The sequence below is a fragment of the uncultured Serinicoccus sp. genome, from assembly GCF_947500995.1.
Lineage (GTDB): Bacteria > Actinomycetota > Actinomycetes > Actinomycetales > Dermatophilaceae > Ornithinicoccus.
Genome location: NZ_CANMUA010000006.1, coordinates 122,806 through 146,394, shown reverse-complemented (window position 1 = coordinate 146,394; position 23,589 = coordinate 122,806). Strand labels below are relative to the sequence as shown.

The 23,589-nt window shown below is 75.1% G+C and carries 14 protein-coding genes; 8 read left to right on the top strand and 6 right to left on the bottom strand.

Annotated features, from left to right (window positions below; translation table 11 throughout):
* The first annotated feature begins 405 nt into the window (after positions 1-405).
* Positions 406-2,388 carry a M13 family metallopeptidase gene (locus tag Q0967_RS10685; RefSeq protein WP_298751451.1) on the top strand — a complete coding sequence of 661 codons (1,983 nt, stop codon included), beginning with the start codon at positions 406-408 and terminating at the stop codon, positions 2,386-2,388.
* Here the strand turns inward: Q0967_RS10685 and Q0967_RS10680 are convergent.
* The 3 genes from Q0967_RS10680 to Q0967_RS10670 are packed head-to-tail and all read right to left on the bottom strand — an operon-like array spanning position 2,385 to position 8,276.
* Entirely contained in the window at positions 2,385-4,532 is a 2,148-nt protein-coding gene (locus Q0967_RS10680; RefSeq protein WP_299449943.1) for an acyltransferase family protein, read from the bottom strand. The two genes, Q0967_RS10685 and Q0967_RS10680, sit on opposite strands and share 4 nt — an antisense overlap.
* The gene (locus Q0967_RS10675) at positions 4,529-6,784 is read right to left on the bottom strand and encodes a helicase-associated domain-containing protein (protein WP_299449941.1); all 2,256 of its coding nucleotides are present in this window, start codon (positions 6,782-6,784) and stop codon (positions 4,529-4,531) included. The genes Q0967_RS10680 and Q0967_RS10675 overlap by 4 nt, the downstream gene beginning before the upstream one ends.
* Complete coding sequence (locus tag Q0967_RS10670) at positions 6,777-8,276, bottom strand: gluconokinase (RefSeq protein WP_299449939.1); 1,500 nt, start codon at positions 8,274-8,276, stop codon at positions 6,777-6,779. Before Q0967_RS10670 ends, Q0967_RS10675 begins: the two co-directional genes overlap by 8 nt.
* A gap of 77 nt (positions 8,277-8,353) precedes the next feature.
* On the opposite strand from Q0967_RS10670, the gene menD reads away from it, so the two are divergent.
* Positions 8,354-10,087, top strand: coding sequence for a 2-succinyl-5-enolpyruvyl-6-hydroxy-3-cyclohexene-1-carboxylic-acid synthase (menD, locus tag Q0967_RS10665; RefSeq protein WP_299449937.1), 1,734 nt, complete (start codon positions 8,354-8,356; stop codon positions 10,085-10,087).
* A gap of 82 nt (positions 10,088-10,169) precedes the next feature.
* Here the strand turns inward: menD and Q0967_RS10660 are convergent, their stop codons facing one another.
* Positions 10,170-11,483: a GNAT family N-acetyltransferase gene (locus Q0967_RS10660; protein ID WP_299449935.1), complete on the bottom strand. Its 1,314-nt coding sequence runs from the start codon at positions 11,481-11,483 to the stop codon at positions 10,170-10,172.
* Positions 11,484-11,553: 70 nt separating this feature from the next.
* On the opposite strand from Q0967_RS10660, the gene Q0967_RS10655 reads away from it, so the two are divergent.
* Positions 11,554-12,810 (top strand): MFS transporter, encoded by a 1,257-nt coding sequence (locus tag Q0967_RS10655; protein ID WP_299449933.1) that lies wholly within the window; start codon positions 11,554-11,556, stop codon positions 12,808-12,810.
* Positions 12,810-13,310 carry a GNAT family N-acetyltransferase gene (locus Q0967_RS10650; protein ID WP_299449931.1) on the top strand — a complete coding sequence of 167 codons (501 nt, stop codon included), beginning with the start codon at positions 12,810-12,812 and terminating at the stop codon, positions 13,308-13,310. The genes Q0967_RS10655 and Q0967_RS10650 overlap by 1 nt, the downstream gene beginning before the upstream one ends.
* Positions 13,311-13,380: 70 nt before the next feature.
* Here the strand turns inward: Q0967_RS10650 and Q0967_RS10645 are convergent, their stop codons facing one another.
* Together Q0967_RS10645 and Q0967_RS10640 are read right to left on the bottom strand one after the other, a co-directional pair.
* Entirely contained in the window at positions 13,381-14,721 is a 1,341-nt protein-coding gene (locus tag Q0967_RS10645) for an isochorismate synthase MenF (RefSeq protein ID WP_299449929.1), read from the bottom strand.
* A 194-nt stretch (positions 14,722-14,915) separates the two neighbouring features.
* Positions 14,916-18,659 (bottom strand): tetratricopeptide repeat protein, encoded by a 3,744-nt coding sequence (locus tag Q0967_RS10640; RefSeq protein WP_299449927.1) that lies wholly within the window; start codon positions 18,657-18,659, stop codon positions 14,916-14,918.
* A gap of 115 nt (positions 18,660-18,774) precedes the next feature.
* Here Q0967_RS10640 and Q0967_RS10635 point away from each other — a divergent pair, with 115 nt between their 5' ends.
* The 4 genes from Q0967_RS10635 to Q0967_RS10620 all read left to right on the top strand — a co-directional run bounded on the left by Q0967_RS10635 (position 18,775) and on the right by Q0967_RS10620 (position 23,523).
* Positions 18,775-19,503: a demethylmenaquinone methyltransferase gene (locus Q0967_RS10635; RefSeq protein WP_299449925.1), complete on the top strand. Its 729-nt coding sequence runs from the start codon at positions 18,775-18,777 to the stop codon at positions 19,501-19,503.
* Positions 19,504-19,518: 15 nt separating this feature from the next.
* Positions 19,519-21,366, top strand: coding sequence for a DUF294 nucleotidyltransferase-like domain-containing protein (locus tag Q0967_RS10630; RefSeq protein ID WP_299449923.1), 1,848 nt, complete (start codon positions 19,519-19,521; stop codon positions 21,364-21,366).
* On the top strand, positions 21,366-22,085 hold the full coding sequence (locus Q0967_RS10625; protein ID WP_299449921.1) for an exonuclease domain-containing protein: 720 nt from the start codon (positions 21,366-21,368) through the stop codon (positions 22,083-22,085). Before Q0967_RS10630 ends, Q0967_RS10625 begins: the two co-directional genes overlap by 1 nt.
* Positions 22,086-22,218: 133 nt before the next feature.
* A complete protein-coding gene (locus Q0967_RS10620) occupies positions 22,219-23,523 on the top strand; it encodes a geranylgeranyl reductase family protein (protein WP_299449919.1) in 1,305 nt (434 codons plus the stop codon).
* Positions 23,524-23,589: the final 66 nt, after the last annotated feature.

The window sequence follows — 23,589 nt, the reverse complement described above, 5'->3', positions numbered from 1 at the left end:
AGGCCGACGTTCGTCGCACCACGCCTCATCCGCTGGTCATCGCCCATCTTCGCCCTGCTCGCGTGGGTCACCGTCCTCATCGGATGGTCACATGGACGGGCGTGGGGTGGGGGCCTTCTCGGCGGCTACCTCGTCATGGCGTGCCTCTGGACGGTCGCGGCGGTCGCGGTGTGGAGGCCGTCGGTCCCGCGACGCGCCCGGGGCGGACCGGCTCAGCCGCGCACGTGAACGCCTGAGCCGGTGGCGACGGGCGTGTCGCCGGCCCCAGCGTGCACGTGAACGCCTGGGCCGGTGGCGAGGGGCCGTGGCCGGCCGCAGCGTGGACGGGCGCCCGCACCTCGTTCCTTGACGCAGCGGAAGGCCGGTGGGTGCGCCGTCGGCGGGCGCACCGCATACCGTGAACCCATGAAGTCAGGCATCGACCGTGCAGGGATGAACACCGACGTGCGGCCCCAGGACGATCTGTTCGGCCACGTCAACGGGGGGTGGCTCGCATCGGCGACGATCCCGGAGGACCGCTCACGCTACGGCGCGTTCGACCTCCTGCGGGAGAGCGCGGAGAGCTCGGTCCGCGAGCTCATCGAGCAGGCGGCGAAGGCGCAGCCCGAGCTGGGCACGCCGGCGGGCAAGGTGGGGGCGCTCTACGCGAGCTTCATGGACACCGACCAGGTCGAGCGGGTCGGGCTGAGCCCGCTGACCGACCCGCTGCACCGGATCGCCCAGGTCGAGGACGTCAGCGCCTTCGTCCGGCTGTCCGCCCAGCTGCAGCGCGAGGGCGTCGACGGGCTCACCCACCTCTGGGTCACCGCCGACGCCGGCGACCCGGAGAGCTACATCGTCTACCTGCACCAGGGCGGCATCGGCCTGCCCGACGAGGCCTACTACACCGCCGAGGAGCACGCGGCGGTGCGCGAGGCCTACCGCACCTACCTCGGCCGGCTCCTCGACCTCGCCTCTCCGGCGCTCGCCGGGTCGGGCCTCGACGCGGTCCTCGGCGAGGACGCCGTCGACCGCGTCTACGCCCTCGAGGAGCGGCTCGCCGCCGCCCACTGGGACCGGGTCGCCGCCCGCGACGCGGTGAGGAGCTACACCCGGCTCACCCGCGCCGAGCTCGCCGGGCTCACCCCCGGGATGGACTGGGACGCCTTCTCCGACGGCCTCGGCGCGCCCGAGGGTGCGCTGGACGCCGTCGTCGCCCGCCAGCCCGACGTGCTGGCCGCGCTGGGGGAGGCGCTGACCCAGGTGCCGCTCGCCGACTGGCAGGCCTGGCTCGCCGTCCGCCTGCTCGACTCGCTCGCGCCCTACCTCACGGAGGACCTCGTGGCGGCGCACTTCGACTTCCACGGCCGCGCGCTGTCGGGCACCCCCGCCAACAAGGAGCGGTGGAAGCGCGGCGTCGGCATCGTGGAGGCGCTGCTGGGCGAGGCCGCGGGCCAGCTCTACGTCGAGGCGCACTTCCCCCCGGCCGCCCGGGAACGGATGACCGAGCTCGTCGCCAACGTCACCGAGGCCTTCCGCCGCCGCATCGGCGAGCTGGAGTGGATGAGCCCGCAGACCCGCGAGCGCGCCGCGGAGAAGCTGGCGCTCTTCCGCCCCAAGATCGGTCACCCGGTCACCTTCCGCGACTACACGGCCTACGAGCTGGACCCCGGCGACCTCGTCGGCAACGTCCGCCGCGGCGCCGCGTTCGAGACCGACCGCGAGCTGGCCAAGGTCGGCGGGCCGATCGACCACGACGAGTGGCTCATGACCCCGCAGACCGTCAACGCCTACTACCACCCGATGCTCAACGAGATCGTCTTCCCCGCCGCCATCCTGCAGCCGCCGTTCTTCGACGTCGACGCCGACGACGCCACCAACTACGGCGGCATCGGGGCGGTCATCGCGCACGAGATCGGCCACGGCTTCGACGACCAGGGCAGCAGGTATGCCGGGGACGGCTCGCTCACCGACTGGTGGACCGAGGCCGACCGGGAGGCCTTCGACGCCCGCAGCCGGCGGCTCGTCGAGCAGTTCGACGCCCTCTCGCCGCGCGACATCCCGGGCGGGACCGCCACGGTCAACGGCGGTCTCACGGTCGGCGAGAACATCGGCGACCTGTGCGGGCTCGAGCTGGCGCACCTCGCCTACTCCATCGCCACGGAGGGTTCGACCCCGCAGCTGGACGGCTGGACCGGCGACCAGCGCTTCTTCCTCGGGTGGGCCTCGGTATGGCGCACCGTCGCCCGGGAGGAGGAGGCCCGGCGGCTGCTCTCGATCGACCCGCACTCCCCGGCCGACCTGCGGGCCAACACGGTCCGCAACGTCGACGCCTTCCACGAGGCCTTCGGGACCCGGGAGGGCGACGCGCTCTGGCTCGACCCCGAGGACCGCGTGCGGATCTTCTAGCGGTAGAGCTGGGGCGCCGCCTCGCGCAGCCGCGCGTCCAGGGCCGGCGCAAGGGTGCGCATGTAGGTCGCGGTGACGTGGCTGTGGTCGCTGTAGACCACGACGTCGCCCGCGACCGCCGGGCAGGTCCGGTCCGTGCAGATCTGGTCGACGACGTCGACGAAGGAGACGTTGGCCGGCAGGTCGTCGCGGCCCAGGTAGGGCGCGGAGGCGCGGTACGCCGGGTCGCGCGGCATCGCGCAGGCCTGCGGCTCCTCCGGGTGCTCGGCCAGGCAGTCGGGCACGTCCTGGGGCATCCGCGCGGTGTCGCGCAGGCCGATGACGTCGATCCCGCGCCGCTCGAGCTCGCGCCACACCTCGACGAAGCCGCGCGACACCTGCTCGGACCCGGGCTGGGTGGTGGACCCCAGGGTCACCACGGCGTCCGGGTCCAGCTCCTCGACGGTCTCCAGGAAGCCGGCGTTCCAGGCGACGCAGCTGTCGGTCGGGGCGGCGTCGGTCCGCTCGGGGTAGGCGCCGGTGTTGGTCGTGAGGTGGCAGCCGGAGCGGCTGGCCACGACGAGGTTCCACCCCTGCTGGTCGGCCACGACCTCCAGCGCGGGCAGGAACTGGACGACGTGCGAGCCGCCGGTCACCACCAGGGTGTGCTCGGCGCCCGGGTCGGTGCCGGGGCACACGAGCACCTCCGACGCCGCCTGCGTGTCCTCGTGGCCCTGGATGCACCCCTGCCGGTAGACGTCGGCGTTGTCCTGCGGCGCCGCGGCCAGGGCCGGGACCGGGGTGGCGCCGGTGGTGCCGAAGCCGGGCTCGTCCAGGGCGGCCGCCCCCGGGTGGTCGGGGGAGTCCAGCGCCGCCCGCTCCAGGGCCGCCTCGCGCTCGCGCACCAGGGCGGCCGTCCAGGCACCGACCAGACCCGCCCCGAGGGCGACGACGAGGGCGCCGACGCCGACGACCCGCCACGGCCGGCGCATCGGCGAGGCGGTCACCCGACGCTCGAGGAGGGTGTGCGTGAGGTGGGCCAGGAGCACCGACGCCGCGATGACGAGGGCGCCCGCGGCCAGGCCGAGCCGTTCCTGCCCGGTCACCACGAGGGTGTAGACGACGACGGGCCAGTGCCACAGGAACAGCGGGTAGGCGATGTCACCCACCCAGCCGAGCAACCGGCCGGACAGCCAGTGGTCGGCCGCCCACCTGCTGCCCGTCGACCCGGCGACCATGACGAGCGCGAAGCCGCCGACGGGCCACAGGGCCCACGGGCCCGGGAAGAGCGCCCCGCCGTCGAGCACCAGCCCGGAGCTGGCCACCAGGCCGACCCCGGCCCACCCCAGCGTGAGCCGCAGGGCCCGCGGCAGGCGTGCGTCGAGCGCGACCAGTGCCACCAGGCCGCCGAGCGCCGGCTCCCAGAGGCGCGCCCCGGTGTGCAGGTAGGCCACCTGCTGGTCCGCCTGGTGCAGCCAGGCGGCATACCCGAACGACCCGGCGCACACCCCGGCGACGACGCCCAGCAGCACCGGCCGCGGCCGGACCCGCAGGCCCCGCGCGAGGAGCACGCACAGCACCACCACCACCGGCCACAGCAGGTAGAACTGCCCCTGCACCGACATGGACCAGAAGTGCTGCAGCGGGCTGGTCGAGGCACCCGCCGCGCCGTAGCCCAGCTGGGAGGCGATGAGCTCCCAGTTCTCGACGTAGGTCAGGCTCGCGCGGACCTCGCGTCCCAGCTGCACCCAGCGGGTCTCCGGCAGCAGCAGCCGGCCGGCCAGCCAGGTCGCCGCCAGCACGAGCACGGCCGTGGGCAGCAGGCGGCGCACGATGCGGCCCAGGTAGCGCCCGAGGACGACCCGGCCACCCGTGCGCACCGCCTCCCGGGCGAGCATGCCGGTGAAGAGGAAGCCGGAGATCGCGAGGAAGACGTCGATGCCCCCGGACACGCGGCCGTCGCCGAAGACGTGGAAGACGACGACCAGGGCGATCGCCAGACCGCGCAGGCCGTGCAGCTCGGGGCGGTAGCGGGCCGTCAGCGACGGGTGGAGGACGGGGCCGGGACCGGCGCCGTCGCCGGGAGGAGACGCGTCCCGGGGAGAGCTCGTGGGACCGGCCTCCTCACGACGGTCCGTGCGGATGTCGGTGCGGCTCGGGCTCACTGCGCCGGGCTCACCCTCGTGATCCGGTGCAGCAGGAAGGTGCGGGTGACGTCGGCGTCACCCATGCTCGCCCGCAGCCGGCCGCCCTCGACCGCCAGCGGTCGCACCAGGTGGGTGGCGACCCCGCCGGCGTCGTCGGCATACCCGATCCACAGGGCCTGCCCGTCGACCGCGGCCTCGCGCACCGTGGCGCTCACCACGACCGGGTCGGTGCTGGCGTCGGCCCCACCGTCACCACCGCCGGCCGCGGCCGATGCGTCGCCCCGGCGCATCACGCCGACGACCTGCCGGGCGACCGTCTCGTCGACCCCGCTGACCCGCACGGCCGGCGTGGTGGTGCGCGGCGCGCGGTGACGCTGCACCGCGAGGGCGAGGCTGCCGTCGGCGCCGTCCGCGACCGGGCCGTACTGCTCCTCGCGCAGCAGGTCCATGACCGTGGGTGCGGCGACCGGCGAGACGAGCACGGTCGGGGCGACCCGGCGCCACTGCAGCATCCCGAGGGCGCGGTCGTGCTCGATGCGGTCCAGCAGGGCGGCGTCGTCGCAGCGCAGGTAGGCCGCGCACGCCCCGACCCGGGCCACCCCGTGGCGGCGGGCGACGTCGCGCACCAGGTAGTCCAGCGGCTGCGGCACCCCGGTCCGCGACACGGCGGCCAGCTCCTCGAGCACCCGGTCGGCCGTCCAGCCGAGGTCGAGGGCGCGGCGCACGCTCTGCTCGCCGAACCGGTGCACGGTCGCGCCGCCCCGGGACTCGACATCGCTCACCAGGCGCAGGAGGGTGCGGGCCGGGCCGTCGAGGCGCCCCGGCGCGATGGCGGTGAGGTCGGCCTGCAGCAGGACGTGGTCCACCGCGGGCGGCACGAGGGGCTCCATGAGGTCGGCCGCGGGGTCACCGGCCACGACCGCGCGCCCCGGGGTCGACAGGGCGCCGCGGCCGGTCAGCCCCGCCCACTCGGCCTCGCGCAGCGCCGTGTCCGGGCCGACGCCGTGGTCGCCGGTGGACCGCGCCGAGCGCAGCGGGTGCCGCCAGCGCAGCAGCTCGCCGAGCGGCTCCGGAGCGACGACCGCGCCCGGCGGCAGGCTGGCCAGCGCCCGCAGCGTGTCGTGTCGGCGCTGCCGCGCCAGGGGGTATGACGTCGCGGTCGACAGCACGTTGACCCGCCCGCCGTCGGTGGTCCCGACGAGGCCGGGCGCCGCCGAGGTGGTCCACCACGCCTGGGCGAGGGCGGCCCAGCGCGCTCCGGCGGGCCCGTCGAGCCACTCGTCGGCCAGCGTGGTCGGCGCCCAGACGGGGGCGCCCTCCCCGGCGGTCTGCCGCCGGCCGTCGTCCACCGCGACGAGCCCGGCCGCGTGGGCCGTCTCCAGCAGCCAGGCGACCTCCTCGGTGCCGGTCTCCAGGTGCGCTGACAGCCGGGTGAGGTCGCGCACCGCCAGACCGCCTGAGCGCAGCACCCGCGGCGGGCGGGCGCCCCATTCCTCGACGACCTCCGTGACGAGGACGACCAGCTCGGCGGCGCGACCGCCCGCCGCGGCGTCCACGATCTCCGGGTCCAGCGTGGTGTGCTCCACGGCCGGGGTCTCGACGGCCGGGTGACGGTGCAGCCGGCCGCCCCGCAGGGCGAGCGCCACCGGGCGCGGGAGCACGACGTGGCCCTCGTCCTCGCGCTGCAGCAGGCCCGCCTCGACCAGCTCCTGCGCGGCCAGCGACACCGGCGAGGCCCCACCCCCCTCGGGCACCGCGGCCACGGCACCGCGGGCCGGGCCCCAGGTGAGGGCCTCGAGCAGGCTGCGGTGGCGCGGCTGCAGCCCGGCGAGCGCCGTCTCCAGCTGCTCGCCCGTCGGCCCCCCGGCCGCCGCCGGCCCCAGCCCACCGGGGACGCCGACGACGTCCGCGACGGCCCGGGCGGGCCGCATACCCTCCGGCGAGCGCCAGCACAGGGCCAGCGCGTGCAGGTCCTCGACGAGCTCCGCCGCCCGAGCCTCGTCGTCCTCGGTGCCCAGCAGCGCGGCGACGTCGGCGGTCGAGGCGGGCGAGGCGACGATCATCGCCTCCAGCGCCTGCAGGTGCGCGAGGTCCAGGCCCTCCAGGGCCCGCTGCACGCTGGCCCGGGTGGTGGCGCGCCCGGTGAGGGCGGTCACGTCGGCCGGGGCGGGACGCGCCAGGTCGGGCCGGGTCTGCAGCAGCCGGGTGAGCTCGTCGTCGGTCCGGCCCCGCAGGTCGTCGGCGAGCGAACGGACGGGCGGCTCAGTCAAAGAGGGCCTCGTAGACCTGCTGGAAGCGGCGGAACCGGTCGGTGTAGTAGGGCCGGCGCTGGTAGTCGGGGGAGAGGGTCGCGCCGCGCACCGGACGGGCCCGCCGCACGTCCGGGGCCAGGCTCTCCAGGGCGAGCAGCGCGGTGCCGTGCAGCGTGGACCGCTTGATCGTCACCGGGGTCACCGGGGTGCGCATTGCGTCGGCCATGATCTGCATGAGCTCGGGGCGGTCGGAGGCGACCGAGCCGCCGGCGTAGAGCTTCTCCGGCTGGGGGGCGACCTCCCGCAGCTGGCTGGCGATCCGGGCGTAGGACAGGGCGATCCCCTCCACCACCCCGCGGTAGACCTCCGCCGGGGCGGAGGCCGCCGTCACCCCGGCCAGGACGGCGCGGGCGTCCGAGGCCCACCCCGTGCTGCGCTCGCCGGTGAAGAAGGGCAGGACGATGGGGGTCGTGGGGTGCGGCTCAGCGGTGAGCGCCGAGGAGAGCGCCTCCGGCCCCACCTGGTCCACGGCCAGCGTGACGTCCGCCCAGGCCAGCGCGCGGCCGACGTCGTTGAGCGCACCGCCGAGCAGGGCCCGGTCGTGCGAGACGCGGTAGCACCACAGCCCCGGGGGCAGCGTCTCCGGCATCTCGCGCACCAGCACCCGCAGGGCGCCCGAGGTGGCGCAGGAGGCGGCGATGGCCGTCTCGTCGTGCGCCCCGAGGCCGACGTTGGCGGCGAGGCCGTCCGTGATGGGGGCGTACCAGCGGGCATGCACCAGCCCGGGCCAGTCGGCGGCGATCCGGTCGACGTGGGAGTCGGCCACCTCCACCGGCTCGTCGAGGTGGTGGATGGGCGGCAGCCGGTCGGCGTCGATGCCGCAGATCTCGACCAGCTCGGGATACCACTGCGCGGTGTGCCGGTCGACCAGCCCGGTCCACGACGCCGTCGAGGTGCCGGTGGCGACGGTGCCGGTCAGGGCCAGCAGGAGGTAGTCGCCCAGGGAGAGGAAGGTGGCCGCCTTCTTCATCACCTTGGGCCGCTCGGCGGCGAGCCAGCGCAGCCGGGCGGGCCAGTAGCTGGAGTGCACCCGGGTGCCGGTGCGCTGCTGGAGGTTCTCCTCCGAGAGCTCCTCGCGCAGCTCGCGCACCTGCTCCGCGCACCGCCCGTCGGCGTAGGTGAAGCACGGGGTGAGCGGCGTCCCGTCGGCGTCGACGACGACCAGCGAGGAGGCGAAGGTGTCGAGGGCGACACCGGCCACCTCGTGCCCGTCGAGCGCGCCGAGCAGCTCGTCGATGATGGTGCGGACCTCGCCCACGAGCTGGTCGGGGTCGATCTCCGAGGTGCCGTCCGCGGCGGTGGTGAAGGCGTGCGAGACCTTGGCCCGCTTGCCGACCGGACGCCCGTGCGCGTCGTAGACCATCCCCCTGCTGGCGGTGGAGCCGACGTCGATCGCCAGGACCAGTGGCGCGACGGCGTCCTTCAGCTCGATGTCGAAGTTCGAGGCCATGAGCGCCCACTCTAGGCGGAACGACGCGGATCGCGGGCATCGGTCGACCCGCCCCGCCTCCGTGCGACCATCGGGGCGTGCACCCCTCGACCGCCCTGGCCACCGTCCTCGTCGACGAGCTGGTGCGCGGAGGGGTGCGGGAGGCGGTGCTGGCCCCCGGGTCGCGCTCGGCGCCGCTGGCCTACGCCCTGGAGGAGGCGGACCGCGCGGGGCGGCTGCGGCTGCACGTCCGGATCGACGAGCGCAGCGCGGGCTTCCTCGCGCTCGGGCTGTCGCGCGGCAGCGGTGCGCCCGTCCCGGTCGTCACCACCTCCGGGACCGCCGTCGCCAACCTCCACCCGGCGGTGCTCGAGGCCTCGCACAGCGGCATACCCCTCGTCGTGCTCTCCGCCGACCGTCCCTCCGAGCTGCGGGGCACCGGTGCCAACCAGACGACGGCGCAGCCGGGCATCTTCGCCGGCGCGGTGCGCTGGGAGGTCGACCTGCCGGCGCCGGAGACGGTGACCCTGGGCGCGGGCGCGCACTGGCGCTCGACGGTATGCCGCGCGCTGGCCGCCGCGCGCGACGCCGGGCCGGTCGCCGCTGCCGCCGGGCCGGTGCATCTCAACGTGTCCTTCCGCGACCCCCTCGCGCCCGAGCCTGCGGCCGACGCCGACGCCGATGCCGTGCCCGCCGGGCGGCCCGGCGGGGAGCCCTGGGTCGCGGTGGCGCCGGCCCCGGCGACCCGGCCTGCCCCGCTCGAGCCGGGCCACCGGACGCTGGTGCTGCTCGGCGACCTGCCCGCCCCGTCGCTGGCCGACCAGGCCCTGTCCTGGGCCGGGGAGGCGGGCTGGCCGGTCCTGGCCGAGCCCTTCGGCCGGCTCCCGGGCGGGCCCGGCGTGGTGCCGCACGGCCCGCTGGTCGCCGGCGCCGTCGCCCGCGGCGACCTCGAGGAGCTGGTCCCGGACCGGGTGGTCGTCGTGGGCCGGCTCACCCTCTTCCGCGAGCTGGGCGCGCTGCTCCGGCTGCCCGGGGTGGTCGTGGAGCACGTCTCGGCGCACGAGCGATGGACCGACCCCTCCCACGTGGTGACCCGCGTGCACGGCCCCGGCGCCCTGGTGGCGGCGCCGCAGCGGCAGACCGGGTCCTCGGCGTGGGTCCACGCCTGGGTCGCGGCGGGCGAGGCGCTGGCGGGTCGGGTCGCCGCGGCGGCCGGTGCGGAGCCGACCGGCGTCGGCGTCGCGCGGGTCGTGGCCGGTGCCCTGGGGGACGGCGACGTGCTCGTGCTCGGCTCCTCGACCGTGCCGCGCGACCTGGCGGTGTCGCTGGACGGCACCGCCGCCCGGGCGCGGGTGGTCGCGAACCGGGGTCTGGCCGGCATCGACGGCACGGTCGCCACCGCCGTGGGCGTGGCGCTCGCCGCGCAGGCCGGGGGGCCACCGGCCGGGCGGCCCCGCGTCCTCGCCCTCATGGGCGACCTGACCTTCCTGCACGACGCCGGTGGCCTGGTGATCGGGCCCGGCGAGCCGCGCCCCGACCTCACCGTCGTCGTCGTCAACGACGACGGGGGCGGGATCTTCTCGACGCTGGAGTACGGCGACCCCGACCGCCTCGCCGGCCCCACGGGAGCGGCTGCGGCGGAGCGGGTGTTCGGCACCCCGCACGGCACCGACCTGGGCGCCCTCTGCTCCGCCCACGGCGTCCCGCACGCGCGCCTGGACTCGCTGGCCGAGCTGGAGGCACGGCTGGCGGAGCGGGTCGAGGGCCTGCGGGTGCTGGAGGTGCCGGTCGACCGGGCCACCCACCGACGCGTGCGCGACGCCCTGCGCTGAACCCCGGTGCCGGAACGGTGCTGCATACCGGTCGTCCTGGCGACCAGGGTGCAGCACCGTTCCTGCACCACCGTGGTGCGGGCTAGAACCCGATCGCCGGCACCGGCTCGCGGTCGGCCCGCATCGCCCGGGACAGGGCGGCCACGGCACCCGGGGTGCGCTCCTGCACGCCGAGGGTGGGCACCTGCGCGAGCAGCGTCCGACCCCCGAGGTATGCCGCGCCCAGCGCCGCCACGGGCGTCACCAGGTCCGGCTCGGCGTCGGTGGGGCCCGCCTGGGCGGATCCGTCGCCGTCGACCTGCAGCCGCCACCGCCCGGCGTTCCACGGGCACACCTCGTCCTCGACCTGCACGACGAGGTCCAGCGGCGCCCCCGCGGCGTACCCCCGCTCGGACAGGGCCCGCGGGACGTCGACCAGCCGCAGCCAGAGGGCGTCGAAGACCCGCATGCCGGCCGGGCGCGGCCCGCCGGCCCACCAGGCGAGGGGGTCGTCGGTCGGCCGTGACCAGAAGACGGTGCGCCCGGTGAGGTCCATGTCGACCAGGCGACGGGCCAGCGCCAGCAGCGAGGCGTGGTCGGCGGCCGCCAGCTCGGCGACGCTCACCTCGCCCGCGGGCTGGCCGTCGTCCCACCTGCTCTCCCGGCGGAAGACGGCATACCCGGTGAGCTCCTCGCCCCGACGGGCGAACATCACCCGGTTCGGCTCCTTGCCGGCACGGGCCTTCGGGTGGTCGCGGAAGGCGAACCACGACTGCTCCGTGGACCCTGGGCGGGTGACGGTGCCGAGGGTCACGTCGGCGCAGGCCAGGTGGGTCCGGTGGACCGCCGCGAGCGCCGCCTCGGTGTCGAGGTCGGTGACGTGGGTGCGGATCTCGTCGGCCCGGGCCGTGAGCGCCTCGGGTGCGGCGAGCGTGGTCCCGCGCCCGATCGTCAGCTTGGCCTCGGCGCTCGCGTGGCCGTAGCCGAAGCGCCCGTAGATCGCCGGCTCGGAGGCGTGCAGCCCGGCCAGGGCGGCCTCCCCGCGCTCGTGCACCCGGTGCAGGTGGTCGGTCATCATCCGGCGCAGGACGCCCTTCCGGCGCGCGTCCGGGTGCACGCTCACCATCGTCAGCCCGTCCATCGGCACCCGGATGAGCCCGCCGCCGGCGGCGGGGACGCTGAGCCCGAGGTCGAAGGTGCTGTAGAGCCCGAGCAGCGGCGCGGCGGTGGCGGGTTCACCGGGCAGCGGGCCGTCGGGTCGCGGGATGCCGCGGGCGTGCCGCAGGTCGATCTCCTCGTCGAGGTGCTGCAGGGTCTTGCCGGGGACGACGGAGAACCAGACGGTCTCCAGGAGGTCCCGGATGCGGGGGAGGTCCTCGGGGGTGAGGTCGACGGGGGCGGGCAGCGAGATGGTCACCGGTCCAGTCTGGACCAACTACGCTGGTGCGCCGGGGGATTTCCGAGGGCGTCGAGGACAAGGAGTGCCCGTGGGGCGCGACGTGCGCGGCTCGGTGCTGGCGGTGCTGGTGGTCTTCGCCAGCTCCGGTTTCGTCATGGGCCAGGCCCTCGCGCGGGTGCCCGCCGTGCGCGACCACCTGGGCGCCGACACCGGCGCGCTGGGTCTGGCGCTCATGGGTATGGGGCTCGGCTCGCTCCTGGCGATGCCGTTCACCGGGTGGCTGGTGGACCGCTTCGGCAGCCGGCGCGTGGTCATCGGCGCGGTGCTCCTCGGGTGCCTGGGGTGGGCGGCCGTGGCAGCCGTGCCCTCGGTGCCGGTGCTCCTGGCCGTGCTCGTCCTCACCGGCACCAACGTCGGGCTCTGGGACGTCGCCATGAACATCCAGGGCACGCACGTCGAGCAGGCCCGCTCCCGCTCGCTCATGCCCTTCTTCCACGCGGCCTTCTCCGGCGGTGCGGTGCTGGGGGCCGGCTCCGGCGCGCTCGCGGCCTGGCTCGGCATCGGGCTGGTCCAGCTGCCCGTGCTGGCCGCGGTGGGCGCTGTGGCCGGGGTGTGGGGGGCCCACCACTTCGTGCGCGAGGCGGTCCCGGACGACGTGGAGGACGCCCGTCACGCCGACGCCGACGCCGGGGCGGTGACCGAGCCGACCCCGGGGGCGGCCGAGGCGACGGTGGCCACCGCACGGGCGCGACCGGCCCGGCGCGGCGTCACCCCGGTAGAGCTCCTCATCGGGCTCATCTGCCTGGCGGGGGCGCTGGCCGAGGGCTCGGCCAACGACTGGCTCGCGCTGCTGCTCGTCGACGTGCACGGCGCGCCGGCGGCCTTCGGCGCGCTCACGCTCACGGCCTTCAACCTCACCATGATGATCGGACGGCTGCTGGGCGGCCCGGCGATCGAGCGCTTCGGCCGGGCCGCGGTGGTGCGCACCGGCGGTGCGCTGGCCGCGGTCGCCATCCTCGTGGTGACCCTCAGCTCCTCGCTCGCGCTCGCGCTGGCCGGTGGTCTGCTCTGGGGCCTGGGCGTCGCGACGATCTTCCCCGCGGCGATCTCGGCGGCGGGGGAGGTGCCCGGTCGCGGCAACCGGGCGATCACCGTGGTGTCGACCATCGCCTACGGCGCCTTCCTCTTCGGGGCGCCGACGATCGGGCTGCTGGCGGAGGAGATCGGTCTGGACCGGGCGCTCTTCCTCGTTGTCGGCTTCCTCGCCCTCCTGCTCGTGCTGTCCCCGGTGATGCGGGAGAAAAGCGCTGGCCGGGACCGCGCCGGGGCGGCCATCGTGGGGTGATGCTCACCCTGCGCCGGCCCACGGCCCTCGACGAGGCGCCGCTGCGCCGGATGCACGACCAGCTGGCCGCCGAGGACTTCTCCTTCCTCCTCGCCGAGGGCACGTGGAGCGAGATCCTCGCGCAGGTGCACCGTGAGGCGGACGGGCGGGACCTGCCCGGGGGGCGGGTCCGGGCCGACTTCCTCGTGGCCGAGGCCGACGGCATACCGGTGGGGCGGGTGTCGATCCGGCACGGGCTGACCCCCTTCCTGCTCCAGGTCGGCGGCCACGTGGGGTATGCCGTGGCCCCGCAGTTCCGTGGCCGCGGCCACGCCACCGAGATCCTCCGGCTGTCGGTGGAGCGGCTGCGCGGCCAGGGAGTCGAGCGGGTGCTGGTCACCTGTGACGACACCAACGCGGCCTCGGCCGCCGTCATCGAGCGCTGCGGGGGCGTGCTGGAGGACGTCCGGGTCCCGCCCGGCGGGGGCGTGCCCAAGCGCCGCTACTGGATCGACGCCTGACGCCCCGGCCCTCAGGTCCGACCTCCGGCCACCAGCGCCGACCCGGGTCCGCCGGGTCGACCTCCAGCCGTCAGGTCCCGCCGAGCCCCAGGGCGTGGCGCATGGCGGTGAGCTTGACCTCGGTCTCGGCCAGCTCGGCCTGCGGGTCGGACGCGGCGACGATCCCGCCGCCGGCGAAGAGCCGCATCGAGTGCCGGTCCTCGGCGAGCTCGCCGCAGCGCAGCGCGATGCCCCAGTCCCCGTCGCCCGAGGCGTCCATCCACCCGACCGGCCCGGCGTAGCGCCCCCGGTCCATGCCCTCCAGCTCGGCGATGAGCCGCGCGGCGGGGTCGGTGGGGGTCCCGCAGACCGCGGCCGACGGGTGCAGCGCCGCGGCCAGCCGCAGCGAGGTGGCCCCGCTGCGCATCGTCCCGGTGAGGTCGCTCGCGAGGTGGTAGACGTCCGGCAGCTCGAGCACGTAGGGCGCCTCCGGCACCACGAGGTCCGCGCAGTGCGGGGCCAGCGCCTCGGCCACCGAGCGCACCGCGAAGGCGTGCTCGTCGAGGTCCTTCTCGCTGCTCACCAGCCGCAGCCGCGGGTCCACCGGGTGCTCGGGGTCGGGCGCGGCGGCCAGGGCGTCCCCGACCCGGCGCACGGGTATGCCGTTGGGCCGGCGGATCGTGCCCGCCAGCACCCGGGAGCGCGCCCGGCCGCCCTGCAGCCGCACGAGCATCTCCGGGGTGGCCCCCACCAGCCCCTCGACGGCGAAGGTCCAGGTCGCGGCGTACCGCTTCTCCAGCCGCTCGAGCACCGGGGCCAGCCGCACCACGTGCCCGTCGCGGTGCCGCACCTGCACGTCGCGGGCCAGCACCACCTTCGCGACCTCGCCGCGCCCGATCCGCCCGACGGCATGGTCCACGACCTCCGGCCACCGGTCGGCGGCCACGGCGCCCGGGGCCTCCACGAGGGGGTCGAGGACCTCGATGTCGGCGTTGGTGCGCCCGAGCAGCTCGGCCGGGTGCGCGGTCGGCCACGGCTCGTCGTCCACCACCACCTGGGTCACCCAGGCCAGGCCGTCCCGCCGGCCGATGACGACCCGGGGGATGGTGAGCACGCTGGCGTCGGCCGAGTCCGGGGAGAAGGTGAAGGACCCGAAGGTCACCAGCCCGGTGCCCGGCAGCCGCACACCGTCCTCGACCTGCGCGTGCTCCTGCACCGCGGTCCACCACCGCTCGGCCTCGACGAACCGGTCCGCGCCGTTCGAGCGCACGCCGGCGACCCGTCCCCAGCCCACGAGGCCGTCGCCCTCGCGCAGCCAGGCCACGACCTCGCTGGGGTCGATCTCGTCCGGGATACGGGTGAGCAGGTCGCCGGGCGCGTCCACCGCGAGGGTGCGGGCGCGCAGACGGGGCACGGGACGGGTCACAGCCACAGCCGACCATCGTAGGACGTGGTGGGAGAGTGCCCGTCATGAGCCCGGCGCGAGCCGACCTGGACCACCTCTGGCCGCGCGGTCGTCCGGGTGGCCGGCTGGCGCCAGGTTCGGTGACGCGACCTCACCGGCGGGTGCTCGCCATCCACCATGCCGTGGCTGGGGGGCGGTGACCAGGACGGACCTCAGCGGCGTCAGCCCGGCCCGTACACGCCGCGGGCGATCTCGATGAGTTTTCGGCACGATTCGAGCTCGGTGGTGTCTCCGTCTGGCGCGTGTTCGAGTCCGGGTACGGCGACAGCGAAGTCCTCGCAGCACCGGGGATCGCCGGTAAAGAAACGCGCGTACCCGAGCCGAAGGTGGGCATACCCCAGGTCGTAGGGACGCGAGGACGGGTCTGCCTGGATCAGCGAGACGTACTCCTCCAAATAGGGCACCACCGGGGTGAGGAGAGCTGCAGCGGTCTCGACCTCGTCCTCGCGCTCGACCGCGGCGACTGTGCCGTTGGCCAGCGCGGTGAGGACGGACTCATAGAGAGGGCTGCGAGGCCCGTAGGCGGCGCGCACGGGTCCGACCAGGCGCATCCCGAGGGCGAAGGACTCTGGGCCGGTCCCTGGTGCGCGCTGCATCGCCCACATGAGCCGGATTCCGGCGCGAAGTGTGGACTGGTGTGCGGCGCCGAGCGCGACGTCAGCGGTGGCGTAGGTCTGCTGCAGCAGTTCTACCGCCTCGGCCGTGCGCCCTGACTCGCTCAACACATCGCCGAGTGAGGTCTTCAGCCAGAGAACCTGGGGGTCTGTGTCGCTACGTGCCTCGTCGAGGTCGTGGAGCGCGTCGAGGAAAACCGTGATCGCTTCTTCGCTCCGTCTGGCGAGGTGCAGCGTCAGGGCGTGTTCGCTACGCAGCTGGACGACGGGCGCCGAGACAGGTCCGAGAACGCTCGTGAGCCGACTGATCTCGTCCTCGACGAGGGTCAGCGCCACCTCATGGCGCCTAGCTGAGCGATGGGCGTAGGCGAGATCGGCCACTGTCGCTGCCACGCCTGCAGGGTCGGCCGTCCCGGTCACCCGCTGGTCGTCGAGCAGTTGTTGCAGGATCTCGACGGCGGCATCCGGTCCCTCAGCGGCTGCGACGCTGACGGCGGCCTCCCGCGTCGCGGAGACCGTGAGCCAGTGTCCTCGGCCCAGGGCCACGGTGGCCTCCTCGGCAAGCCGCCGCTGCTCAGGAACGGCCGCGTGCGGACCCTCGATGTCGGCAACAAGCTGCGCGGCCGCCCTGCGGGCACCCAGGGTGAGGGCGTCGAGGGGGCCCAGCACGCGTTCCATGTCGTCGACGAGCTGGTCGTACTCGGTCCCGGCCTTATCGAACCGGCCCTGGGTGGCCAGGAGCCCGGCCCTGTCACGCCGCGCTTGCAGGGCTGCCACCCCATGCCGCCCAGAGCCCAGCTCGCTCCGCCGGACGAGCTCGTCGCGGATATGGAGCGCCTCGTCGACTCCGCCGATGTGGGTGAGCAGGTCGGCATATCCATCGAGTGCCCAGAGCGCCTCGGGGTGGAACGGGCCGACCCCGTCGTCCACCTCGCGGCACAGCGCCTGGTACTGCTCGGCGGCTTCGGCGAAGCGGCCGTCCGAGACCGCGTACGAGAGGACGTGTCGCCGACTCCACAGGGTGTCCGGATGGAGAGGGCCCAGCACGTCAGCCCGTCTGCTGCGGACGTGCTCGGAGAGTTCTCGTGCCTCGTCGCGGGCTCCGGCATCCCGGAGGTCGTAGCCGAGATTCGCGAGGAGCAACAACGTCGTCTCGTCGCTGCTGCCGAGGGCCGCTTCCGCCCGCCGCACCAGGTCGCGCCGGGTGTGAACGGCATCGTCGACGCGACCCAGCTCGCTCAGGGCGATCGCTGCGACATTGGCCGCTCGCAGGGTTCGCCGGTCACCTTCGCCGAACACCGCCGCGGTGTCGCGTTCGAGCTCTTCCAGCTCGCGGTGGCGTGGGCCCAGGAGCCCGCTGCCCAGGTTGGCGACATACTGGTAACGGACGTCGAGCAGGTCTGGGTCGTGGGCAGCACGGTCCCGTTCCAGGTCTGTGAGGAGCGAGAGGAGAGTGCGCTCGGCGTCGGCCTGGCGCCCGAGCAGGCGCTGCGCCTGGCCGAGGTCGCGGCGCAACGAGACGCCGGCACCCGACACGGGGTCGAGGCGAGTGAGCGCGTGCTCCGCGACGCGGATCCGCTCACGCAGCTCCCTCGGGTCGTCCCGCAACAGGTCCAGCAGTGCCAAGGTCGCCGAGGCGACAAGGCCGGGGTCGTCGACGAAGCCCTCGGCCTCCAGGGCCAGCAACAGCCGGGCCGCGTGCTCGCGTTGCTCCAGGTCGGGCTCCCGCGAGACCCGGCCGGCGAGCCGCACCGCCAAGAGGTTCTTCACGACCCGGATCTCATCCTCGAAGAGGTAAGAACGGTGGTCCTCGACGGCGACCTGAAGCTGGTCGGGCTCGGCGAACCGGCGCAGAGTGTCGGTGACGGCGCGCGCCCACGCGTACGACGTCGAGGCGGTCTCCAGGGAGTCGGCGACCTCGGCGACGTCCGGCAGCTCCAGAGCCCGCAGGGCCTCGACCATGAGGTCTTGGTTCCACAGGGGTGAGCGGCCGGTGGTGGGTTCGAGGACGACGGGTATGCCGAGGGTCGCGACCGCGAGCGCGTGGCGCACCGTCTCGGGGAGCTCGATCCAGTGCTGGCGGTACAGCCCTCGCACCGTGGCGGGCAGGTGGTCGATGTCGGCGGCCGTGAGGCGCAGCTCCCGGTCGCCGAAGCGGCGGCGGACCCGGTCGATCTGGCAGAACAGCTCAAGGGCGAGGGGGTTGGCGTAGCGCTCACGGACGAGCCGCTCGGTCTCGCCGTCCACCTGGGGGTAGTAATGCCGCAGGATGGTGGACAGGTCCTGCTCGTCCAGCGGGGCGAGGCTCGCGTCCGGCGGGAAGGGTGAGGGCAGCGGTGTGCAGTCCTCGCTCGAGACCCGCACCAGGTGCTCGCCCAGGCGGTCCCACGCGGCGGCGACCTCCGGGCTCTCGGTGAGGTGGCCGGGCCAGCCTGTCGAGATGACGAGCACCGCGCGGTCGGAGGCGACGAGTCGACCCAGCACGTCGACGAGCAGAGGGTCGGCGTCGTGGAGGTCCTCGACCACGAGCACGGCGGGCAGCTCCGGTCGCGCGAGCCGGGTGAGCATCGACACCACCTGGTCACCGATGTCGTCGTGCTGGGGGGCGACCGCCTCTGCGCTCTCGAGCCGGGTGCGACGCTCGCTACGGTCACGCCCCTTGTTCCACGCCCACTCGCCCACCCAGCGCACGAGCCCCAACCCGGGCACGGCGGCACCGAGCGCCTCCTGCACCACGGTGTCGGCCAGGTGCATCGCCCCCTCGTCGGCTGCGGCGAGCGCGAACGCGCGGGCGTCGTCGGCGCCCCTGCCGGTGCGCGGTAGCCGCCGCCAGGCGTCGTCGAGGTAGGGGCCGTGCGCCTCGAGAACGCCGATGTCCTGGGCGAGGGCGATGGAGGCAACCCCGTGCCGCGACGAACAGCTGATTCCCCACCAGAGGTAGCCGGGCAGGCTCCCGGGCTCATGGGCGACGGCGGGGTTGACTTTCTTGCGTCTGGCCGAGACCTCGGCGGCGTTCAGCGCGCTGTCGGCGGTGATGTGCGGCGGCCAGTACGCCGGTGACTGCTGCCGTGCCGCGAGCGAGGCATACAGCTCACGTGCGATGCGAGTCTTGCCCCATCCCGACGGTGCTTCCAGCGACACCCAGCGTGACGATCCGCCGGCACGGAGCTCATCCACGACGGCGGTGAGCCCGGCGACCAGCCCATGCCGCGAGACCCCGACGAATCCGGGTTCCGAGCCGCGCGCCTCCGGCCCGCCCGAGTCGGGCCCACCGTGCATGTCGCGGTCCACGAGAGTCAGTCTAGGAGGCCCGCCACGCCGGGCTCCTGCACCGCGCGCAGACGGGGCACGGGACGGGTCACAGCCACAGCCGACCATCGTAGGAGGTGGTGGGAGAATGCCCGCCATGAGCCCGACGCGAGCCGACCTGGACAAGCAACCGCACGAGGTGGCCCGGATGTTCGACGCGGTGGCTCGGCGCTACGACCTCACCAACACCGTGCTCACCGGGGGCATCGACCACCTCTGGCGGCGCGCGGTGACCCGCGCGGTCGACGCCGCCCCCGGGGAGCGGGTGCTCGACATCGCCGCGGGCACGGGGACCTCCAGCGAGCCGTACGCCGACCGGGGGGTCCAGGTGGTCCCGGCCGACTTCTCCCACGGCATGCTCGCCGAGGGCTACCGGCGCCGCCCCGACCTGCCCTTCACCGCCGCGGACGCGATGCGGCTGCCCTTCGCCGACGACGCCTTCGACGTGGTGACGGTGAGCTTCGGCCTGCGCAACGTCGCCGACGTGGGCGTGGCCCTGCGCGAGTTCGGGCGGGTCACCCGTCCGGGCGGGCGCCTGGTGGTGTGCGAGTTCAGCCGCCCGGTGGTGCCCGTCTTCTCGACCGTCTACCGCAACTACCTCATGCGGGCCCTGCCCCAGGTCGCCCGCCGGGTGAGCTCCAACCCCGAGTCCTACGTCTACCTCGCCGAGTCCATCCGCGCCTGGCCGGCGCAGCGCGAGCTGGCCGAGCAGGTCCGGGCCGCGGGGTGGGGACAGGTGCGGTGGCGCAACCTCACCGGCGGTGTCGTCGCCCTGCACCACGCCGTCGCCCCGGGCGACGCCGCCACCCCGGACGCCGCGGCGTAGGAGGACGGCGGGGCCATGGACGTCGAGCTCGCCGAGATCCGGGACTTCCTGGCCGAGCACGCGCCCTTCGACACGCTGCCCGCCGACGTCCTCGACCGCCTCCCCTCGCGGTGCACCGTGAGCTACGCCCGGCGCGGCACCGTGGTGCTGCGCCCCGGCGACCGCGGCGACCGCCTCTACCTCGTGCGGTCCGGTGCCGTGGACATCACCGACGACGGCCACCTCGTCGACCGGGTGGGTGCCGGTAGCGGGTTCGGCATGTCCGCCCTCGTCGAGCACGCCCCGACCCGGTATGCCGCGACCGCCCGGGAGGACACGCTGCTGCTCGAGCTGCCGCAGCCGGACTTCGACGCGCTGGTGGCCGAGCACCCGGCCGTGGCCGTCCACTTCGCCACCACCCACCACGGCCGCATCACCGCGGCGATCACCCAGCTGCAGACCCCGGCCCGCGGCTCGGCGGTCCTCAAGACCGCGGTGCGCGACCTGCTGCGCGTGGACCCCGTCTCGGTCGCACCCTCGGCCACGGTCGCGGAGGGGGCCCGGGCGATGACCGAGGCCGGGGTCTCCTCCCTGCTGGTCATGGACGAGGGTGGGCTGATCGGCATCGTCACCGACCGCGACCTGCGCCGCCGGGTGCTCGCCGCGGGGGTCTCGCCGGACCGGCCGGTCGCAGAGGTCATGACGCCGGACCCGGTCACCCTGCCCGCCCGGGCCCTGGCGCTCGAGGCCCTGCTGGAGATGACCGGCCGCAACATCCACCACCTGCCCGTCGTGGAGGACGGACGGGTGCTCGGGCTGGTCACCACCACCGACCTCGTGCGGCTCGAGCGCTCCAACCCGGTCTACGTCGTCGCCGACGTCCAGCGGCAGGCCGACGTCGCGGGCGTGGTCGAGCAGGCGGCCCGGATCCCCGCCGTCGTGGGCCAGCTGGTCCGGGAGGACGCCAGCGCCGCGGACGTGGGCCGCGTCGTGGCGGCCCTCACCGACGCGCTGACCCGACGTCTTGTCGTCCTGGCCGAGTCCGCGCTCGGCCCCGCCCCGGGGCGCTACGCCTGGGTGGCCCTGGGGTCGGCCGCCCGCGAGGAGCAGGGGCTGGGGGGCGACCAGGACCACGCCCTCGTGCTCGCCGACGACGCCGACCCCTCCGACCCCTGGTGGGCCGCGCTGGCCGAGCGGGTGACCGAGGGGCTGGAGGCCTGCGGGCTGCCCCGGTGCGACGGCGACGTCATGGCGACCAACCCGCGGTGGCGGCTGCGGGTGGGCGGGTGGCGCGCGCAGTTCGGCCGGTGGAGCGACGAGCCCGCCCCGGACGCCGTGCTGCAGGCGGCCATCTTCTACGACATGCGGGCGGTGCACGGCGAGGCCGAGCTCGTCGAGGGCCTGCGCGCCGAGGTCGTGCCGCTGGGCGGGCGCTCGGACCTCCTGCTGGCCCACCTCACCGCGCAGGCGGCCCGGATGCGTCCGCCCATCGGCTTCTTCCGCGGTTTCGTGCTGGAGGACGCCGGCGAGCACCGGGACACCCTCGACCTCAAGCGGGGCATCGCCGCGATCGTGCAGCTCGCCCGGGTCCACGCCCTGCGCGCACGGTCCACGGCGCTCGGGACCGGCGCGCGCCTGCTGGCGGCGCGCGACGCGGGCGTCATCGCGGCGGAGACCGCGACGGACCTCACGGACGCCCTGGAGCTGCTGTCCTACCTCCGGCTGCGCCACCAGGCCGCCCAGGTGGCCGCGGGGGAGGCGCCGGACAACCACCTCGACCCGCGCCGGCTGGGCAGCCTGGACCGGCGGCACCTGCGGGACGCCTTCGCCATCGTGCGGGCGGCGCAGCAGGGCCTGTCGTCCCGCTCGCCGCAGGTGGGCTGATGGGCCTGCGCGAGCTGCTCCCCGGTCGTCGTGCTCGTCCCACGCCCGGCACCGCCCTGGCCGACCTGGCCGCCGCGTCCGCCGTGGACCCCCGGACCCCGCTGGCGCAGGTGCAGCTGCTGGCGCTGGACCTGGAGACGACCGGGCTCGACCCGCGCCGCCACGAGGTCCTCTCCGTCGGGCACGTGCCCGTGGTGCACGGCAGGATCGTCCTGGCGCGGGCCCGGCACGAGCTGGTCCGGCCGCAGGGACCCGTGGGGGAGTCCGCGGTCCACCACGGCCTGACCGACGACCGGCTCGCGCACCGCCCCGACCTCGCCCTGGTGCTGCCGGGGGTGCTGGAGGCGCTGCGGACCGGGGACGTCGAGGGGGCCGAGGATGCGCGGCCCGTGCGCCGGGTGCTGCTCGCGCACTTCGCCCAGATCGAGACGGCGTTCCTCTCCGCGGCCTGTCGCCGCCTCTACGGCACCGACGTCCCGCTCCAGGTGGTCGACACCCTGACCCTGGCGCAGCGGATGCTGCGGGTCCCGACGCCGGAGCTGGCCTCCGGACGGCTGCGGCTGGACGCCTGCCGGAGGCACTACCGGCTGCCCCGCTACCGAGCCCACTCGGCGCTCACCGACGCGCTGGCCTGCGCCGAGCTCTTCCTCGCCCAGTCCGCGGAGCTGGCCGAGCAGCATGGGCGCGCGCTGCGCCTCGCCGACGTCCTGGCGCGGTGAGGTGGCGCCCGCCCGGGATTTGGAGCGGGTCGTATGACGTATTCGCTCTCAGGCCCCCCTGGGCCGATCTGCGTGAGGGCCGGGCCTAGACTCGGCAGCGTTCGTGAAGGTTGTCACAAGCGAGGCGTACAGCGTGAGTGAGCAGGTCGAGACCGCCGACGTCATCGTCGTGGGAGCCGGGCCGGGAGGGGCCAGCGCTGCGGCATACCTGTCCGCCCACGGGCTCGACGTCCTCCTCCTGGAGAAGTCCACCTTCCCCCGCGACAAGATCTGCGGCGACGGCCTCACCCCGCGCGCCGTGCGCGAGCTCATCAGCCTCGGCGTGCCCATCAACGAGGCCGACGGCTGGCATCGCACCCGCGGACTGCGCATCCTCGGCGGGGGCATGCGGCTGGAGCTGGACTGGCCGGCGAACGAGACCTTCCCGGGCTTCGGTCTGGTCCGGACGCGGCACGACCTGGACGAGATCCTCGCCGGGCACGCCGTGACCCGCGGCGCCCGCCTGCTCGAGGGCGTCAACGTGCAGGAGCCGGTGCTGGACGCGCGCGGCCACATCTGCGGCGTGCGCGCGAAGGTCATGGGCCCGGAGGGCCGCCCCACCGGCGAGCGCCGCGAGTTCCGCTCCCGGGTGGTCGTCGCCGCCGACGGCAACTCCAGCCGGCTCTCGCTGGCCATGGACCGCCCCAAGCGCGACGACCGGCCGATGGGGGTCGCGGTGCGCGCCTACTTCGAGACCCCCCGGCACGCCGACCCCTACCTCGAGTCCTGGCTCGAGCTCTGGGCGCGCGGGGACGACGCCGAGAAGGGTCGTGGGGATGTCCTCATGCCCGGCTACGGCTGGATCTTCCCCGTCGGCGACGGGACGGCCAACGTCGGGCTGGGCATCCTGGACACCGCCGAGGAGTTCGGGACCTTCGACTACCGCGACGTCATGCGTCGGTGGATCGCGACGATGCCGGAGGACTGGACGTTCTCGGAGGAGACGCAGCAGGGGCCGATCCGGGGAGCGGCGCTGCCGATGTGCTTCAACCGCCAGCCGCTCTACGACCGCGGTCTGCTGCTCGTCGGCGACGCCGGGGGCATGGTCAACCCGTTCAACGGCGAGGGCATCGCCGAGGCGATGGAGTCCGGCCGGCACGCCGCCGAGGTCATCGCCTCGGCGCTGGTGCGGCCCACCCCGGGGGAGACCGAGGCGGTGCTGCACTCCTACACCGCGGCGATGAAGGCCTCGCTCGGCGGCTACTACACCCTGGGCCGCCACTTCGCCACGCTCATCGGCAAGCCGGAGGTCATGCGCCTGGCGGTGCGGTACGGTCTGCCGCGGCGCTCCCTCATGCGCCTGCTCCTCAAGATCATGGCCAACCTGCCGCAGGAGCGCGGCGGCGGGATGGACGACCGGGTGATCAACGCGCTGAGCCGGATGACCCCTGCGGCATGACGGCCACGTCCACCCCTAGGATTGGAACGCGCGCGACCCTGGCGAGCCCGACGCCGGGCATCTCTC

Excerpts from the sequence above, each read along its gene's own strand:
- Q0967_RS10625 (WP_299449921.1), top strand. The coding sequence starts at position 21,366 with ATGGGCCTGCGCGAGCTGCTCCCCGGTCGTCGTGCTCGTCCCACGCCC.
- Q0967_RS10670 (WP_299449939.1), bottom strand. The coding sequence starts at position 8,276 with ATGGCCTCGAACTTCGACATCGAGCTGAAGGACGCCGTCGCGCCACTG.
- Q0967_RS10630 (WP_299449923.1), top strand. The coding sequence starts at position 19,519 with ATGGACGTCGAGCTCGCCGAGATCCGGGACTTCCTGGCCGAGCACGCG.
- Q0967_RS10685 (WP_298751451.1), top strand. The coding sequence starts at position 406 with ATGAAGTCAGGCATCGACCGTGCAGGGATGAACACCGACGTGCGGCCC.
- Q0967_RS10635 (WP_299449925.1), top strand. The coding sequence starts at position 18,775 with ATGAGCCCGACGCGAGCCGACCTGGACAAGCAACCGCACGAGGTGGCC.
- Q0967_RS10650 (WP_299449931.1), top strand. The coding sequence starts at position 12,810 with ATGCTCACCCTGCGCCGGCCCACGGCCCTCGACGAGGCGCCGCTGCGC.